At 63.1% G+C, this 18,690-nt stretch carries 10 protein-coding genes; 7 read left to right on the top strand and 3 right to left on the bottom strand.

The window, feature by feature from the left end; all coding sequences use genetic code 11:
• The first annotated feature begins 84 nt into the window (after positions 1-84).
• From SM754_RS17365 to SM754_RS17350, 4 genes are all read left to right on the top strand, one after another.
• Complete coding sequence (locus tag SM754_RS17365; RefSeq protein ID WP_323677421.1) at positions 85-939, top strand: prephenate dehydrogenase; 855 nt, start codon at positions 85-87, stop codon at positions 937-939.
• Positions 940-957: 18 nt separating this feature from the next.
• Complete coding sequence (locus SM754_RS17360) at positions 958-2,394, top strand: small ribosomal subunit Rsm22 family protein (RefSeq protein ID WP_323677420.1); 1,437 nt, start codon at positions 958-960, stop codon at positions 2,392-2,394.
• 81 nt (positions 2,395-2,475) lie between these two features.
• Complete coding sequence (surE, locus tag SM754_RS17355; protein WP_323677419.1) at positions 2,476-3,270, top strand: 5'/3'-nucleotidase SurE; 795 nt, start codon at positions 2,476-2,478, stop codon at positions 3,268-3,270.
• Positions 3,271-3,303: 33 nt separating this feature from the next.
• A complete protein-coding gene (locus tag SM754_RS17350; RefSeq protein ID WP_323677418.1) occupies positions 3,304-3,534 on the top strand; it encodes a SelT/SelW/SelH family protein in 231 nt (76 codons plus the stop codon).
• Here SM754_RS17350 and SM754_RS17345 read toward each other — a convergent pair.
• The 3 genes from SM754_RS17345 to SM754_RS17335 form a co-directional block, all read right to left on the bottom strand.
• Entirely contained in the window at positions 3,531-4,484 is a 954-nt protein-coding gene (locus SM754_RS17345; protein WP_323677417.1) for a hypothetical protein, read from the bottom strand. The genes SM754_RS17350 and SM754_RS17345 overlap by 4 nt on opposite strands.
• A complete protein-coding gene (locus SM754_RS17340; RefSeq protein WP_323677416.1) occupies positions 4,477-7,920 on the bottom strand; it encodes a PKD domain-containing protein in 3,444 nt (1,147 codons plus the stop codon). The genes SM754_RS17345 and SM754_RS17340 overlap by 8 nt, the downstream gene beginning before the upstream one ends.
• 161 nt (positions 7,921-8,081) lie before the next feature.
• The gene (locus SM754_RS17335; protein WP_323677415.1) at positions 8,082-11,651 is read right to left on the bottom strand and encodes a methyl-accepting chemotaxis protein; all 3,570 of its coding nucleotides are present in this window, start codon (positions 11,649-11,651) and stop codon (positions 8,082-8,084) included.
• Positions 11,652-12,039: 388 nt separating this feature from the next.
• On the opposite strand from SM754_RS17335, the gene SM754_RS17330 reads away from it, so the two are divergent.
• The 3 genes from SM754_RS17330 to SM754_RS17320 all read left to right on the top strand — a co-directional run bounded on the left by SM754_RS17330 (position 12,040) and on the right by SM754_RS17320 (position 18,571).
• Positions 12,040-13,347 carry a hypothetical protein gene (locus SM754_RS17330; protein ID WP_323677414.1) on the top strand — a complete coding sequence of 436 codons (1,308 nt, stop codon included), beginning with the start codon at positions 12,040-12,042 and terminating at the stop codon, positions 13,345-13,347.
• Between the two features lie 119 nt (positions 13,348-13,466).
• Positions 13,467-14,453 carry a glutathione S-transferase family protein gene (locus SM754_RS17325; protein ID WP_323677413.1) on the top strand — a complete coding sequence of 329 codons (987 nt, stop codon included), beginning with the start codon at positions 13,467-13,469 and terminating at the stop codon, positions 14,451-14,453.
• A 284-nt stretch (positions 14,454-14,737) separates the two neighbouring features.
• Positions 14,738-18,571: a vWA domain-containing protein gene (locus SM754_RS17320; RefSeq protein ID WP_323677412.1), complete on the top strand. Its 3,834-nt coding sequence runs from the start codon at positions 14,738-14,740 to the stop codon at positions 18,569-18,571.
• Positions 18,572-18,690 lie beyond the last annotated feature (119 nt).

Raw genomic sequence — 18,690 nt, 5'->3', positions numbered from 1 at the left:
GCGACGTCCGGCGCGACGGCGCCTGCCGTCCGCGAGTGGCGGTATCGAACGGCTTTTCTCCCGTCGTTGGCTACTCGCGTCCAGATGCGAGTACTCGTCGTCGGCGCCGGGACGATGGGCCGCTGGCTGGGCGAGGTCGTGGACGCGACGGTCGCGTTCGCCGACGCCGACCCCGCCGCGGCCGACCGCGCAGCCGCGGCCGTCGACGACGCCGAGACCGCGCCGCTGAACGCCGGCGACGCCACCGGCGCCCGCGACGCAACCGACACTACCGATGCCACCGACGAAGCCGAGGACCGGGCGTTCGACGTCGTCTGTATCGCGGTCCCGATGACGGCCGCACCCGACGCCGTCGCTGAGCACGCGAGTCGAGCGACCGAGGCGGTCGTCGACGTCGCTGGCGAGATGGCCGGGCCCGTGAGCTCGATGCGCGAGCACGCACCCGACCTGGAACGGATGAGCCTCCACCCGCTTTTCGCCCCCGAGAACGCACCCGGGTCCATCGCGGCCGTCCACGACGAACGGGGGCCCGTCACGGACGCACTCCGCGAATCGCTCGCCGCGAACGGGAACGACGTCTTCGATACGACCGTCGACGAGCACGACACCGCCATGGAATCGGTACAGGCCGGGACGCACGCCGCCATCCTCGCGTGGCAGCTCGCGACCGACGACGTCCGCGCGGAGTTCCACACCCCCCTCTCCCGGGAGCTCGCCGACCTCGCCGCGCACGTCACGAGCCAGGAACCACGCGTCTACGCCGACATCGCCGAGCGATACGCGACCGGCCGCCACGCGCTCGCAGCCGCCGCCACGCGTCTCGCGGACGCCGACCGCGACGCCTTCCTCGACGCGTTCGCCGCCGCCACGGAACACGCACACGACGATACCACGGAACGTACCGGGCGCCCACACGACGACAGCACGGACCACAGATGACGGATTCACCGACCACCGATGACAGATAGAGACGCCATCCGGAACAACGCGAAGTACCTCCAGAACGTCCGCCCAATCGACCCCGAGGAGATCTGCGAGTACGTCGACGGCCACCCGCACCCCGCGGTCGTCAAGCGAGTGCTCCACGAGGAAGCGCTCGACCTCGGGCTCGTCCAACGGCCCGACGGGACGTTCGTTCCCGTCAGCGACGACCCGGTCGAGCACCGCATTGTCGACGTCGACCGGTTCCCAGTCGGGTACGCGCGAGCGTTCGAGGACGAACTCGTCGCCGCGTATGGCCCTGATTGGCATCGCGGCGACAGCGGCGACGCACTCCGCGAGACCGTCCGCCGCATGAAGGACGACTACTTCCACCAGCGCGAGGTCTCGTACGACGAACGGGCCGCGCTCGCGTACGGCTGCTATCACCTCCCCGATTTCTACGCCGCCATCCAGTACGTGCTCGCGGACCTCACCGAGAAGCAACTCCTCGGCCGCGACCTCCGCGTGCTCGACGTCGGCGCCGGCGTCGGCGGCCCCGCGCTCGGCCTCCACGACTTCCTGCCGAACGACGCGCTCGTCGAGTACCACGCGCTCGAACCGAGCGCGAACGCCGACGTCCTCGAAGCGATGCTCGACGAGACCGGCGACAACTTCCACACCACGGTCCACCGCGAACGCGCCGAAGACTTCGACCCGCTCGCAGCCGAGCCGGGAGAGTGGGACCTCGTCGTGTTCGCGAACGTCCTCAACGAACTCGCCGACCCCGAAACCGTTCTGGAGACGTACACGAACGCGGTCGCCGACGACGGCGCCCTCCTCGCGCTCGCCCCGGCCGACCAGAACACCGCCACCGGTCTCCGAACCGCCGAACGCACCGTCCTCGAGTCGACGAACGCGACCGTCTACTCACCGACCGTCCGCCTCTGGCCAGGCCACGAACCCACCGACCGCGGCTGGACCTTCGACGTCAAACCCGACCTCGACGTCCCCGACTTCCAACGACGCCTCGACGACGCCACCCCCGAAGGCGACGACGAACACGCACCCGGCGAGTTCGTGAACGTCGACGTCCAATACGCCTACAGCATCATCCGACGAGACGACACCCGCCGCCTCGACGTCACCGCCACCACGAACAAGTACGCGCGAATGACCGACACCGAGACGCACGTCCCGAACCGCATCAAAGCCATCGCGGTCAAACTCTCCCACGACCTCACCGACCACGAGGACGCCAATCCACTCTACAAGCTCGGTGACGGCAGCCAATCCATCGACCACTACGCCGTCCTCACCAACGAGACCGCGCTCAACGACGGCCTCCGACGCGCCGACTACGGCGACCTCCTCACGTTCGACGGCGCCCTCGCCCTCTGGAACGACGACGAAGAAGCGTACAACCTCGTCGTCGACGAACACACCACCGTCGACCACGCACCCGCCCCACTCTGAACCCCGACCGCACCCCGAAGTCACCGACCGCGAACACCCGGGACCAGCACGCTTAACCACCACACCACCACAGAGTGGCACATGACGGACGCCGAACGCTCCATCCTCCTCACGAACGACGACGGCATCGACAGCCCCGGCCTCCACGCACTCGCCGACGCCCTCGACGACCACGGCGACGTCACCGTCGTCGCCCCAGCCGACGACCAGAGCGCCGTCGGCCGCAGCATGAGCACGACCGCGGAACTCACCGAGCACGAGGTCGGATACGCCGTCGAAGGCACACCCACGGACTGCGTCGTCGCCGGCCTCCCCGAATTCATCGACGACCCCGACCTCGTCGTCGCCGGCTGTAACCGCGGCGCGAACCTCGGCCACTACGTCCTTGGACGCTCCGGGACCGTCTCAGCCGCCGTCGAAGCCGCGTTCTTCGACCTGCCAGCGATCGCGACGAGCCTCTACGTCCCCATCCCCGACGACGTCCAGTTCTCCGACGTCCAACCCGAGAAACCCGACTATCTCGAAGCCGCCACAGCGACCGCGTACCTCGTCGAGCACGCCATCGACTCCGGCGTCTTCGAGCACGCCGACTACCTGAACGTGAACGCCCCACTACCCGAGGACGGCCCCGCAGACATGCAGATCACGCGACCATCCCACTCCTACCACATGGACGCCACGCACGAGGACGGCCGAGTCGTCCTCCACGACCACGTCTGGGAACGCATGGCCGAAGGTGACCTCCCTGACGAACCCGGAACCGACCGCCACGCGATAATCAACGGGAACGTCAGCGTCAGCCCACTCACCGCACCCCACACCACCGAACACCACGAAGCGCTCGACGCCCTCGCGAACACGTACACCGGAGAATAACGCTTACCCCACTGACGAACCAACACACGACGCATGACCACGGTCGAGATCGAGTTCTGCCTCCCGTGCGGGTACCTGAACCGCGCCGAAGACGTCCAACACGTCATCCTCGAATCACTCGGCGAAACCATCGACGAAGTCACCCTCGTCCCCGGTGACAACGGCGTCTTCACCGTCACCGTCGACCAAGAGACCGTCTTCGACATCGCAGACGACGACTACGACGTCGACCGGATCGTTCGCAACGTCCGAAACAGCAGTTAGACCTCCCGCCGACGCCGCCCCAACAACACCCCCACGACGACCACCAGCAACAACACCACACCAAGACCACCCAGAACACGTCTGAAATCACCGTCATTCATCCCGAACCCACCGCTATCAGACGCACTATCGTTGACGTACGTGTACTCGCTGACGCGCTCCAACCGCATTGGCTCGAACGGAACACGACTGAACTGTGCATTGCCAGGACGACCATAGAATTCCCATTTTGCATGAAGTGGCCCAGTCTCGTTTAACCCAGTGGCATGAACCCAAATCTCCCCCTCGAAATCCTCTCCTCTCCGAACTGGCATGATTAGAGACTCAGTGGTTTTGTTGTCACCTGCTCCGGAATGCAAGTACAGGATTTTGGCATCGACACCCGGAGCCCATATTCGTGCGTAAGCGGGATACCGATACTTCGTATCAGACCGGGCAGTAACGATGACACGCCCATGTGTTCGGTTAATCTGTTCGAACTCCACGTCCGTAACGGTCGGTCGTAGATACCGGCCATCGTGCTTTCGGGGAACTGTGAAATTATAGGTTACACTTACCAACTCCTCTTTCGTATACAGAGTTATATTTCTGAGAATATCTCCCGCATAATACTCGTGAAAGAGGCTTGTTTGGTACTGCTTGGTTTCTCCCTTGGAGATTACCCATCGTTGGTTTGTTAGTTGCTTCCCATTGAGATAGATAGCGTATCCAGCATTGGTCTGGTTCTCCGCGAAATGGTCTGCCCTCACACGAAGAGTATGGTTTGACAAGTTAACGCGGAGTACATACTTCGTCCCACGTTTGGTGAAGCTCTTCTCAATAACGCCACCAGATGTCGAATCTATGGTCGAGGGTGCCTCTTTATGAATATCTTCTCCTCCGAGTGATACAGGTGCTGGCATGACCGCAACTAGGAGTACTCCGGCGAGTATGATGGATATCTTATTCATCGCAGTCCTCCGTATCGGCGTCGCAGTCGGTGATACGTACTTTAGCCGCCTCAACCAGTTCTTCTTTCGTCGCGTGTTCAGTCATCTCGACAGTTACGGTGAATTCCCTCTCTTGGTCTGAATTCGGTCCATAGACAAGCGTACCAGTGACCGTGCCGTACGTCACCCGGACGTTCGATTTATCATCGTACATCTCGACGACTTCGGTGGTGTTCCCTTCTCTCGTGAGAATCCACTTGGTGCGCTTCTCGATGGACCCGATCCGCTTGTCGTCGGTCTTTGCGATGCCACGTGCCTTCATTATGGTCGAGACGTTCGTGAAGTCCGTCCACTCTTCTCGCGAATTCTGGACGCTCTTCGAGACTAAGTGCCGGGTCTTCGCTTCGGTGCGTTTCTTCGGAATCTGCACAAGGTACTCCGTGTGATACCGCTTCGGTTCGGATCGTACCTGGCGAGTTTCTCCGGTCGCAGTATGTTCGTTTGAGAACGCGTCTTTCGCCCAGTACTGGTGCTGGACACGTCGAGTGACATCTCGCTCGACGGTCACCGTGCGCTCCACCATCTTCGTCTTGTCGACGGTTATCGTTCGTTCACGGATATAACACCCAACACGAGGTCGGCAGACCTCCTCTTTGACGGTCTTTTCCACGGTGACTGTCACCGGGACCTCCTTCGACACCTCTTGCGTGACCGTCACTTGCTTGGTGGTCCAATACCGATACTGGCGTTGGGTCACGTAGGCGTTCGGATTCGAGACCACGCGTCTCGTCTGCCCGGTCGGTCGCCCAGTATTGACGTCCCGTTTCCATTCCGAAACGACGACAGTCTCAGTCTCCTCGTATGTCTCCTTCCCAGCATAGGTCCACTCGCTTCGGGCCGCAGCGAACTGTCTTGCCCCCGAACCATCACTGAAGTTCCGCTGTCTGGTTACGGTATACGATTCACGTTCCCGGTTCTGGATAGTCACGGAGTCGACGACCGCTTTCCGCTTTTCGAACGACCAACCGTGGCGGACGAGTTGTCGGTACCGGCTCCGGTCAGTTATGCTAATCTGTTGCACTCCGCTATCGTTCTCGACGCGGTACGCTGTTCGTTCCAGCGAGAGGTTCTGAGTTTTCCTGGAGAACCGCAACTCGACTTCACCGAGTTCCTCCGACACGTAGATGCGCTCCGGGTTCTTGACGTTGTACAGCGTCACCCAATTCTTGCTCTCGTTCAAGGCTCCCGCTTCCACGCGGACCGTCGCTACCCAACGATACAAGCGATGTTTGATAGCGTTCTTTCCATCGACCTCGTTCGGCGGAACCTGTCGTTTCTTGACGGAGAGAATATCGACAGCGGTCGAGTTCGTTCGTGCACCCAGCGTGATATTGTACCGCTTCGGGTTCTTCGTGAACGCGTACGAATCAGTCCGAATTTCGAAGATTACGTCCTCAGTACGATTATAGGGTCCACTAGTTGTTGTTTTCTTCTCAGAAATACGAGGTATATAGTACGGTAGGAAATTCCCTAACTTCTCAGCGATAGCTCCTGTTTCATCTTGAATTCGGACACCAGCAGTATCAGTGGGCGCGAATTTGGCTATCCACCCCTCGCCTCCTATAGGAACCGCTCCATCAAGCCAATTGATATCAATGGCGTGTCCATCTGGGTCGAAAGACTGGCTTGCATCCACTACCATCCCCCATTCCTGAACGAAGTCCTCGGTTCCTTCTAAGGGTGAAGTTAATCTGAGTTCTGGTGGACTAGCCGATACATTGAAACTCGATACAAGTACCCTCGTCTTTCGGTTATCTATTGATAAGCCTGTATCGACGCCATAGTTGCCAGGCGTGTTGCCTGCCCAGTCAGTCTCAACAGTGAGGATATCTGTCTGTTGATTATACGACCGGCGCGGTCCCTCTAAATCCAGGGTGGCGGGTTTCGATGGTTCAGTGTTCACCGTAACTTGGCTGGGTTCGTACCCGTTGAGGTCGATTTTGACGACGTGGGTTGCGGTGTAGCGGTCTTCGTCGATTCGTGGGTGGTAGGAGTCGACGGGTTCGTCGGGGAATCCGATGGAGACGATCTCGGGGCTGGGGGGCGTTTCGATGGTTCGGGTGGTGGTGCGTGTTTGTCCGCGGTCGTCGGTCGCGGTTAGTGTGATGGTGTGGGTATGGTTGGGGGTGGGGTTTTCGTAGCGGTAGTGGTCTTGCACGTGTTCGGGTTGTAGGCGTCTCATCGGGGCGTATTCGGCGTCGAAGACGTTTCGGTCGTCGACGGTGACGGTGACGTCCGCGAGGTTCCCGTAGCCGTCTCGGACGTCGAAGGATCCTGTAATGCCTGTCGTCTGGACGTCTGGGTCGTCGAGTATCGGGTCTGGTGCGGGGTCCGCGACGACCGTGGTCGTGCCGTCGTCGAAGGTTGCGGTGTCCGTCGAGTCGTCGGTGTACGTGACTTTCGCTTCGAGTGAGTGTCGGCCTGGGGTCCAGGTTGCGTCGATACTGGGGTTGGTTGTCTGTGAGTTTCCGTTGACGATCCACTCGATGTGGCTGATGTCGTGTGAGTCGGCGTTCGAGGCGACAGAGTAGGATGCTTCGAGCGGGCGGTCGCCAGTCACGAGTTGCTGGCCGGTGACGGTCGGGTCGAACTGGCGGGCGAGGGTACCGCTGCCGTCGGATCCGTTCGGCGATCCGTCTCCGGGTGATGGATTGACTGGCGGTGACGTCCCGTTCCCTGGGTCGGGTGCGGGGGTGATGATGGGACCGGGGTCGCTACCGTTCGGTGGGTCTGTGGGGTCCGTTCCGTTCCCGTCCTCCGGTGGTGGTGGTGTCGTGTTCGTCGCTTGAACGGTAACCTGGAGTGCGTCGCTGGTCGTTCGCCCGATCTCGTCGGTGACGGTGACTGTGATCGATTGCGTTCCGGTGTCTTCGAACTGTCTCGTGACGATTGTCGTGTTCTCGACTGGATTGGGGGTGTCTTCGATGGTCCAGGTGATGTTCCGGACTGGTTCGCTTCCGCTGGTGACGTTCGCTCGGAACGTGGTTGGAGTCTCGGTGGTCGTTCGACGCGGCCCGGTGACGTTCACGGCCGGTGGGTCGTCCGGCGTGACGGTGACGTAGAGGTAGTCGCTCCGGGTGGTTCCGTCGTCGTCGGTGACGGTGAGTGAGACGTTGTATTCGCCTTGGTCGGTGGCGCGGAATCGCGTGCGTTCGCAGCTCGGGCAGGCTGGTTCGATGGTGTTCCCGTCGGGGGTTTCGATCGTCCACGTGTATTCCGCGATGTGTCCGTCTGGGTCGCGACTCCCGGTGGCGTCGAGGAGGACGGTACTGCCAGCGGTGACGTGCTGGTCGAGACCGGCGTCGGCGACAGGTGGTTGGTTCGGAGGGGCGTGGTCGGCAGCGGGGATCGTTGGCGTGGTGACGAGAAGAACTGCCACCACAATATTCCAAGCCATCTGTCTCGGAATTAGATTCGTTTTCCGTTATAAGTCTGCGGAAGTTACCAGAAACAATCCAGTATGGTGACTAGATTCTCCGGCATGGCGTCCCGGTTCGAACCGAGATGACTGCGACGAACGAGAGGAAAGAAGCAGGTCGACCAGCCGACTGAACGCGGTCAGTCGTCGTCGTCGTTGTCGGGGTTGGACTGCGCGAACGAGAACATGTCGTCTTCGGTCGTGTCGTCGTCTTCCTCGTCCGCGTCGGTGTCGTCGGTTGCGGCTGACTGGTCGTCGGCGGCGTCAGCGTCGTCGTCGGTTGCGGAATCGGCGTCGGGTTCGTCGGTACCGATGCCGTCCTCATCGATGCCGTCCTCGTCGATGCCGTCGGTGCCACTTCCGAAGTCGATGTCGTCCGCGCCGGCGAGCGGGTCGTCGTCGGGGACCGCGCCGTCGTCGAGCGAGTCCGTGTCGTCGCTGGGTTCGTCGCCAGCGTCCTCGCCGTCGGCCAGCGGGTCCTCGTCGAACGACAGTGCGTCCTCGACGCCGTCGTCGAGCGAGTCTTCGGGCTCGGAACTGTCGTCGGTGTCGACCGCCTCGGATTCCGCGTCGCTGCCTGCGGTGCCGAGGTCGAGGTCGGTCACGCCGGCGTCTTCTTCCGCGTCGCCGCTCCCGTCCATCTCGTCCGCGATGTCGTCCGTTTCGGCGCCGGCGGAACCGTCTTCTTCGAGGTCGTCGGTATCGCCGTCGTCGATGTCGTTCGTGCCGCCGAAGTCCGTGGCGTCGAACGCGTCCGTTCCGAGGTCGTCCCGGCCGCTGGCGTCTTCGGTGCTGTCGACGTCGGAATCCGTCTCGAAGCCGGTGTCGTCGGTCGCACCGGAATCGTCCGTCTCGTCCGATAGCGGGTCGTCGAGCGTCTCCTCGAACGAGGGCGCGTCGGGCGCGGTCGCGTCGACGTCGTCGAAGCCAGCGTCCTCGGTCTCGCTCGACTCGTCTCCCTCACCGACCGCGGTATCGTCGGCGTCACTCGACGCGGCCCCAGCATCGAACTCGTCGGTCTCAGCACCGAAACCGTCGGTCCCGGCACCGGACTCGTCAGCTTCGCCGTCGGACGTCTCCTCGTCGCCCTCGAACGTCGCGGGGGCTCCGAGACCGGACTCGGAGTGCTCAGCGTCGGCCGCGTCGCCAGCGGGCTCGTCCGGGAGGTCGCCGAGGGCGCCACCGCTACCCATGCCTCCCGCGGCGTCGCCGTCGTTCGCTTCGCCTGCAGGCCCGTCGGAGAGGTCTCCGAACGCGCCACCGGCGTCCGCGGACGGTTCAGCGGACGCGGGCTCCGGTTCGCCCGCAGAGTCGTCATCCTGCGGTTCGGACCCTTCGAGTTCGGGTGCGTCCGAGTCGTCGCCGCTGAGTTCGCCGACGGCCGCTGCCGCATCCGCTTCGACGTCCACGTCGGTCTTCGTGTCCGCCAGCAGGTCGGACTCGTCCACGTCGAACGTACTTGCCTCGTCGCTCTCCGTGTCGAACCGGTCGAGCGCCTCGGAGAGACGCGACGCCTGGTTCGCCAGGTCGCTCGCACTCCGAGACACCTCCGTGAGCGCCGTCGTCTGCTCCTCGGCGGCCGCCGCGACGTTCTCCGCCTCCGCGGTCGTCTCCTCGCTGATCGTCGCCGCATCGTCGACCATCGCGACGACCTCCTCCGTCGACGCCGCCTGCTCCTCGGTCGCCGCCGAGATCTCCTGGACGCCCGTGTTCGTCTCCTGGGCGTACCCGGCGATCTCGTCGAGCGCTTCGACCGTATCCTCCACTGCGTCCGTGGTCGCCGCGATCTGCTCGCTCGCCGCTTCGACGCCGCGCACGGACTGCTTGGTCTGATCCTGGATCCGTTCCAGGCGCTTCTCGATGTCCTCCGCGGCGTCCTTGGTCTCCTCCGCGAGGTCCTTGACCTCGCCTGCGACGACCGAGAACCCCTCGCCGGACTCGCCGGACCGGGCGGCCTCGATGTTCGCGTTCAACGCGAGCATGTTCGTCTGCTCGGCGATCTCCGTAATGAAGTCGATGAGCTCGTCGATCTGCGCCATCTCGTCCTCGAGCTGGCCCATCTGGTCAGTGACGACCTCGCGCTCGTCCTCGAGTTGACTCATGCGGTCGATCGCCTCCTCGGCGGCGTCGCGACCGTCACGGCCCGTCTCGGCGGTACGTTCGGCGAGGTCCGCGACCTCGTTCGACGAGGACGCGATCTCCTCGATCGTCGTCGACAGGCCACTCATCTCCTGACTGACGTCCTGCAGACTGTCGTTCTGGCGTTCCGCACCGTCGGAAATCTCCTGGATGGATTCCGTGACCTGTTCGCTCGCCGACCGGACCTCCTCGCTGGACGCGGTGACCTCCTCGCTGGAGGTCGCGACCTCGTTCGCGAAGTTCTTCAGGTGCGCGGTGGTGCGCTCGATCTCGGCGATCATCGCGTTGAACTCCTCGGCGATCTCGACCATCGCCTCGCTCTCGGATTCCCCGTCGAGCCGCTGGGTCAGGTCACCGGCGGCGCACGCCTGCATGACGTCCGCGTACTCGTCGGCCTTCCGCTCTAGGTGCCGGTTCATCTGCTCGGCTTCGGCGCGAGCGAGTTCCGCTTCCTCGCGAGCGTCCCGCGCCTCCTGGATCTGGTTCCGGAGCGCGTCACGCATCTCCGCGAACCCTTCGTAGAGCCGACCGATGCTGTCGATGCGTTTGGTCTCGAAGTCGACGTTCAGGTTCCCCTCCTCCATCTGGGCGGTCTTCGACGTCAGCCGGTCGATGGACGAGGCGGTGTTCCGACCGAGGACCATCCCGATGAGGAGCATCACTGCGATGGCGCCGAGCGTCGCGAACAGCCCGTACTGGTTGACGGTCTGCACGAACCCGTACGCTTCACTGATCGGCGTGTGCGACAGGACGTACCACTGCGACCCGTCGATGTCGACTTTCGCGTGCCCCACGATGTACTCCTCGTCCTCGTAGCCTTCCGGGACGAACCTCGCGAGCTCGCCAGACGGAACGCCGAGGTCGTGCACGTGGACCCCCTCGGTGGAGTGCTCTTCGCCTTCGGAGTGCTCCTCACCTTCGGAGTGTGCCTGCTTGAGGCTCCCGATGACCTCCTGGTTGTCGTACTCGGTGCCGACGAGTTCGCTCTGACTGGAGAAGACGACGTCACCGGTCGCGTCGTCGTAGACGGTCGTGAACTCCCCGTCTCCTTGCGAGAGGGTGCTACTGAAGCTGTCCGTGTTCACCACGTAGACCACGACGAGGTTGGCGCGCCCGGGGAGCGAGCGCATGTACGCGAGCGCGCTCTCGTTCTCCCCAGTGAGGTCGTAGTCGATCGTGTACAGGTCGGTGACCGCGCCCTGAGCGCCCTGGATATCTTCGGTCGCCCACGGTTCGTCGAGCTGGCTCAGTTGGCGGCCGTCGTACGCCGTCGTCGACGACGCGTTGACCGTGCCGCTGTTCGTGTCGACGAAGTGGATGCGCATCCCGTTCGAGAAGTCCGAGACGCGACTGCTGATCGTGTCGTCGACGTCCGCGTCACTCTGTGCGTTGTTGATCCCCTCCGATTGGGTGAGTGACGTCAGAATGGCGTTGTTCTTCTCGTGCCATGACACGAGGTTCTGTGCTTGTTGGTTCGCGACGTTCTCCAGTCCGTCGTTGACTGACGTCCGGACCTCGTCGGTTATCTGTGTCGTGGCACCGACCCCCACCGCCCCCACGATCACTCCCATCAGCAGAAGCGCGATTCCGAATTTTAACGCATAGCTTCTGCGGATAAAGTTCGGCGTAACTGTTCGCAGCGGGCCCAGCATATGTGCACAAGGGTAGCCTTTGGACTATAAAATCCCTCCGGCCGTTATCACCCATGAAAACCTTGGCAGGCTTGTAATTACATGCCTGGAAACAATCTTCCAATACCCGTTTAAGAGAAATCAATACGCCGTTACCCTCCACCGACGCGCCTCACTGAGGCGTCGGAGGGGCCCGTCCCTCCGCCCGCGTCGCACCCGGTCGCGGACGGGAGTCTGTCATTCTCGATGATATGAAGATGTGATCGCGTGCGGAGCTATCGGTCGCGTGAGGAAGGTTGAAGCGCGCGGCGACCGTAGTCGTGGGCGAATGAAACGCGAGCCCGTGGCGTCGTTCGTCGACCGAGCGGCGGAGGCGATCGCGGCGACGCCGTCGATGCGGAAACGCAATACGGAGTTGCGCGTCGTCGAGCCGCTCCTCTCGACGTTGAGGTGGGACGTTCGTTCCCCGTCGGTAACCGCTGCCTACTCGGCGCCGAACGGGACGACGGTCGACTACGCGCTCTGTCCGGAGGGGACGGTGGGTGCGTTCGTGATGGTGTCCGCCGCCGAAGACGAGCTCTCCGCCGAGCGTCGCGACGCGCTGGAGGCGGCGATGCGGGCCGCCGACGTTCCCCGAGGGATGTACACGAACGGTCGACGGTACGTGCTCGTCGCGCTCGCCCAGACGGGCACGAGACCGGGAGACGATGAAGACGGTCGCCCGATGGAGCGCGTGGAACTGGCGCTCGATGCGCTCCCGGACCGACTCGATGCGCTCGACGCGCTCTCGTACGACGCGGTGGCGGCGGCGGCCGGCACTGACGGGACGGCCGTCGCGGAGGCGCTCGTCGCCGCAGACCAGCGAGCCGTGGACGCGGTCACCGAACGCGTCGTCGACGTCGCGCGCGAGCACGGCGCCGGGTCGTTCCAGGGCGTCGAGTCGGACGTCCGGCCGGCCGCCCGCCGGTTCCTGCGTACGGTCGTCGACGAGCTCGCACCGAATGGGGTCGACCGCGAATCCGACGTCGAGGCGTTCGCCGACACCACGCGCAGCGGTCACGACAGTGAGAGAGGAACGACGACGGAGACGAACCCGACGACAGAGCGGGGGACGCCGACGGAGGCGAACCCGACGGGAGAGACGGGAGCGGCGACGGAGACGAACACGGCGACGGCGGAGCGCGTGAACGAGGGGACGGCGTCGTCAGATGAGGGTTTTCGGGACGACGCGTCGGACGGTGACCGCGACGGTGTCCAGTCGATTTCGCGGGCGAGTGCGACCGCTGGGAATCCGGAAGATACCGAGTACGTCCTGCGGTTCTTCGAGGACGGCCGGTCGGTGGGCGCGGTCGGGAACCCGAACGTCGACGCTGCGCTCGCGCAGGGCGTCCAGTACCTCCTCGAGGAGCGCGGTATCGGGCCGCGGATTCAGTTGCCGTACACGCCGACGGCGGACGACCGGGCGTTCCTGCATCGCGAACCGGTGCATCCGGATGGGAGTCGCATGCGGACGGCGATCGACATCGGTAGCGTCTACGTGGCGACCGGCGAGCCGGTGGACGACCTGCGGGCCGCGGTGGAGGCGCTCGCTGAACGCGGCGGGTTGCGCGTGATGTTCTCCGGCGACTGGGAGTGAACGGCGGTGAGAGCCGGAACGGATGGTCGGCAGCGGGATGAATCGGTGCCCTTCGAGCGATAGCGGTCTGGAACAGGGGAGAAGCGAGTCCTCTTGAGCGCCGAGGGTCTACTGCGGGTATGAACATGCTCGTTGACGGCGAGTGGCGAACGGACGCCTACGAGTCGACCGACGACGACGGTGCGTTCGACCGACAGGAGACCAGCTTCCGGAGCTGGGTCCGTGACGACCCGGACGCGCGGTTCGCGCCGGACGCCGGCCGGTACCACCTCTACGTCTCTCGAGCGTGCCCGTGGGCGCACCGTGCTGCGATGGTTCGGACGCTCATGGGACTCGAGGACGTCGTCTCCATGGACGTCGTCGACCCGTACCGTGACGCGGACGGCTGGCAGTTCACGCCGTCGAAGAACGATTGCACGTCCGACACCGTGAACGATGCCGAGTACCTCCGGGAGGTGTACACGGCCGCGGACGAGGAGTTCACGGGGCGCGTTACGGTCCCGGTGCTCTGGGACCGCGAGGAGGCGACCATCGTGAACAACGAGTCCGAGGAGATAATCAAGATGTTCGCGGACGCGTTCGGCTCCCTCGCGTCGAACGACGTCGACCTCTACCCGCCGGCGCTCCGCGACGAGATCGACGACGTCATCGAGGCGATCTACGATCCGATCAACAACGGCGTGTACCGCGCCGGGTTCGCGGACTCCCAGTCCGCGCACGAGCGAGCGGTGACGGAGCTGTTCGACGCGCTCGAGCACTGGAACGCGGAGCTCGAAGGCCGGCGATGGCTCGTCGACGAGCAGCTCACGCTCGCGGACGTCTGCCTGTTCACGACGCTCGTGCGGTTCGACGAGGTCTATCACACGCACTTCAAGTGCAACGTCGCCAGGGTGACCGACTTCGACGCGCTCTGGGGTCACACTCGCGACGTCTACCAGCTCCCCGGCATCGCGGCGACGGTGAACATGGACCACATCAAGGAGCACTACTACACGACCCACACGGACGTCAACCCGAAACGACTCGTCCCGCAAGGGCCGAACCCGGCGTTCGACGCCGAACACGACCGGAGCGGACTCTCGGGTGAGCGGCCCTTCGAGTCCTGACCGGAACGGTTCCGCGGGCGGCTATCGAGTATTACCACTGTCCATCTCTGCTGGCACCCGCCTGTCACGACCCGTTTTCGAACAGACTCGGTCGGTGTTAAACCTACTCGGGGTTTGTTCGAAGACACTGCGGTCGTCGTTTGATCGAACACCGCCACCGTACACGACTTATCGTCAATAATAATCTAAATCTATATCTCTAACAGTCAGTATTTTACTAGGATTCTGGCCAGCACCCTTTTGTTATACCATGCTCTTAACGTGCGTAACAACTGATTACCAGTATGTATTCAACTCGCTCTCCCAGAACCGGTACCGACGATCGAGCAGCGTCCGCGATCGTCGGGCTCGTTCTCCTCTTCGGACTCGTCATCGCCGGCGCCGGTATCATCTTCTGGGCCGGTATGGACGCGAAACAATCCGTCCAATCCGCGTCCGAGGTCGACACCGCAGAGACGTCGCTCCAAGAGGTACGGTCGAAGCTGTCCACGCTCTCGTTCAAGCGCGACGGCGCAGTCACGTCCTTCGACCTCAGCGGGAAGGACGCGAGCGACGTCGCGATCAAGGACCAGGGACGGATTCGATTCGAGATCAATCAGAATTCCTCCTGCACGCACGAGATGCGACTCGGGTCGATAGTCTACGAGAACGACGACGGGACGACCGTCGCCTACCAGGCTGGCGGCGTCTTCAAGAAACAAGAGTCGAGGGTGAGCGTCGTGCAGTCCCCCACGCTCAAGTACCGTCGTCAAGAGGTCGACAACGAGACGGTCGGGACGATCCGATTCCCTGTCGTCAACGTCAGCGGCGACATCGACGGTGGCGGCGAAGTCACCGCCCAGGCAGACAACGGACGGAGCGACAACCTCGAGAAGAACCTCTGCCTGTCCGGTGGCCCCAACTCGGTCACTCAGGTCAAGAATCTGACCGTCACCGTGAAAGACAGTCCGTATTACAGTGGGTGGATACGGTACTTCGAGAGCGAGTTCCCAGACGAGTCCCTCATCGCGAACAACTCCGACCCCAGTACGCGGACGGCCTCCTACGTCGTCGCACTCGGCCGGAACGACTCGGCGTCATCGAACCCTGGTCCGGGCACGGACGAGTACGTGGTTCCGAACGCCACGGTTCGTGCAGCGATCTGGAGCTCGCAGGACGAGCTGAAGTTCCAGAGCAGTTCCGGCGCACATCGACCGACGATAGTGGACAGTTACGACTCGAACATCGACCCCTACTCTCTCGCGAGCGGGTCTCAAGCAGTGGTCGTGAACGACGGGAAGACCACGATCAAGCAGAACACCGAGATCTACGGCGACGTCTTCGCCGACGGGGACGTCAGGCTGCAGGGAAGCACCCCGGAACCCGTCTATGTGGAGGGAGACGTCACGTACAACGGCTCTCAGAGCGGGAACCACTACACCGTGACCGGGGACTTCAGACGAGGGTTCGGGTTCGTTCCCGACGGCGTCGTCTCTCCGGACGGCGAGATACAGGACGCCATCGCCAACGCACAGGACCCGGACGTCAACAACAACACCGAGACGAACGTGTTCAAGACCGGACGAGGAGAGATCCACGCTGGAACCGTCACGCACGGTATCTACTACAGCGAGGACTTCACGTTCGACGTCGACGACGACGAGGAGGTCGTCTTCGACACGTCCGACGGTGACATCGTCGTCGTCGTCGACGGCCCTATCGATAGCGAGAGCCGGATCGAGGTCCGCGGCGACGGGCAGGTTCGGTTCTTCGTCAAGGGCAGCGTGACGATGGACAACGAAGTGAAGGTGTTCAGCGAAGGTGCGTCGACCCCGAACAACGATTCGACGCGGTTCCGGATGTACGTCCACAGCGGCTACGACGTCGCGTTCGAGAAGCACACCGAGTTCACCGGCGTGGTGTACACGCCCACCGGGAGCGACGTCGCCCTCCGTCAGGGCTCGCCGACCGAGGCCGCCGAAGTGTACGGCGCCGTCGTCGGCGGCAAGGTCATCGTCAACAAGGGCGCGCAGGTCCACTACGACCTCGCCGTGAAGGATGCCGGCCCGAAATCCACGAACGAATCCGCGATGCCAGCCCCCGACGGCGACGACGACGGCGTTCCGGACGCGGTCGACGAATGCCCCGACAACAGCGACGGCAGCGGCGTGAACGGCTGCGGGGCAGTCACCGAAGACGAGGACGCGAACGCCCTCGTCGTCAACCAGTCGAAGGCGAAACTCACCGTCGTCGGCTCAATGGTCGCCGACAACAAGACATTCATCCGCGAAGTCGGCGAACGCGAACCACTCGACGTCGTCTTCGTCATCGACGATTCCGGGTCGATGGGTAATCCGGAAATAAACCAGGTTTCGAGTGACGATTATCGGGTTGAGGGAACCTACGGGAGCTGGAGCGAGTGGGAGACGCCGGAAGAAGCGGACTACGTGGACGAGGACGCACAGGAATACGGCTGGGACTGGGTTCCGGACGGCGAACAGTGGGAGGTCGAATATATGTATCACAACAAGATGGACCCCGATCAAGAGGTCCTCAATCCGGGTACTAGAGGAGACTTCCAAGCAGATGGTGGACGCGGGAACGATCCCGACCCAATCGCAGAAGTGCGCCGCAGGACCACGACGAGTCACCGGACCTACACCGTCTCCTCCGGTGAAGTCTGGCTCGTTTCGGACGAAGAAGAACCCTCCCCGAGCGAAATTGACGACGACGACGTCAATACGAAGTGGTTCCGCGCCGGCGAGTCGTTCAGCTCGGAGAACTGGAACTACTACGAACGGTACGAGCTCGGGAACGACCCGGACGATCAGCGAGAAGGCGCGATGCGGACGTTCATCGGTCTGCTGAACGAATCTAACGGCGACCGTGTCGGGGTCGTCTCGTTCACTACGTGGAATGACGAGAACACGGATGTCAGGCACCACCTCTCGTTTGAAGGTGACGAGTTCGACAACGCGAACAACAGCCTCGCGCTTCAATCAGAGGGCGGAACGCCGATGGAGGAAGCCATCGAAGACGCAGCTAGCGAGCTACAGACTGGAAGTAACGACAAGAAGGTCATGGTGTTGCTGACCGACGGACAGCCGGACGGAGACGAGGACGATGTCGTCGACGCCGCCGAGGACGTCTCGAACGACATCCAGATTCAGACGGTCGGTCTCGGCGGGAACACCGACGAGGATCTCCTGAGAGATATCGCGGACGAGACCGACGGCGAGTACTCAAGCGTCGGCGACTCCGACGGACTGAACGAGACCTTCCGGAAGATCGCCGGAGCCGTGACCGAGGAGAAGGTCAACGTCATCGAGTACAAGGACACGACCGTCGAGGTCGAGGTCGGTACCAGTAGCGTGACGCTCTCGGGGAACGCGAACGACCCCACGGACGACACTCGGCCGTCGAAGGTCATCGACATCGCCGACCTCCAGGGTGCGAGCGACGACGAGATCGAGGAGTACGTCGGAACGCTCGTGAGCGCACGAGCGAAGACGCAATCCTGTAGCGGGAACACGACGTTCAACACGATCACCGGACCAGATGGAGAGTACGAAGAAGTGACGTGTAACGCGACCAGCGGCGTGTTCGACGACGTCGGGAACGGAGACGACGCGACGCACAAGATCTACGTCGACGGCGAGTCGCTCCCGTCGAGCGACGAGTTCGACGGCGGCTGGTTCAAAGACCAGACGTTCACCCAGGTCATCGAGGAGTACGAGTCCGACACGGGCAAGACGCTCCTCAGTTCGAGCGGCGACGAGTTCGCAATCGGCGAGAACGACGCCGTCATGGTCGTGAAGACGAACAGCTCGGATGACGACACCGACTACGTCGTCCTCCACTTCGAGGCGTACGACACCGACGTCGACTACGACATCGACCCGTCGGTATCCGACGACCCGGCGACCGATTCGGACTCCAGTACGGCGAACACCTCCGCCAACAACACGTACGTCGTCGAGATCGACGAGAACAACGTCGAGGTCGGGAACGAATCCAGCGCCTCGGTGAACGCCGGCAGCGTCCAAGCCAGCGCCGTGTCGCGACCCCTCGTGTCGGCCGACCTCGCACCGCTCGCTGGGTTCCAGCCGGCAGCTCGCGTCGCAGACGCCGCTCGCTGACCGGGCAAGTCACCTCGAAGTACCCTTCTCGACCGCTCCGAACGCGCCGATCGTCGCGCTCACCGAAGACTGCCGGGGCTTCTGGACTCTCGCAGAGACGGGGCGGCCGCTCGTCGGTT

Origin of the sequence: Halorubellus amylolyticus (assembly GCF_034808145.1) — an archaeon.
Taxonomy (GTDB): domain Archaea; phylum Halobacteriota; class Halobacteria; order Halobacteriales; family Natrialbaceae; genus Halorubellus.
Note: the sequence above shows the minus strand (reverse complement) of the source record. Positions and strands in the feature narration are given on the sequence as shown.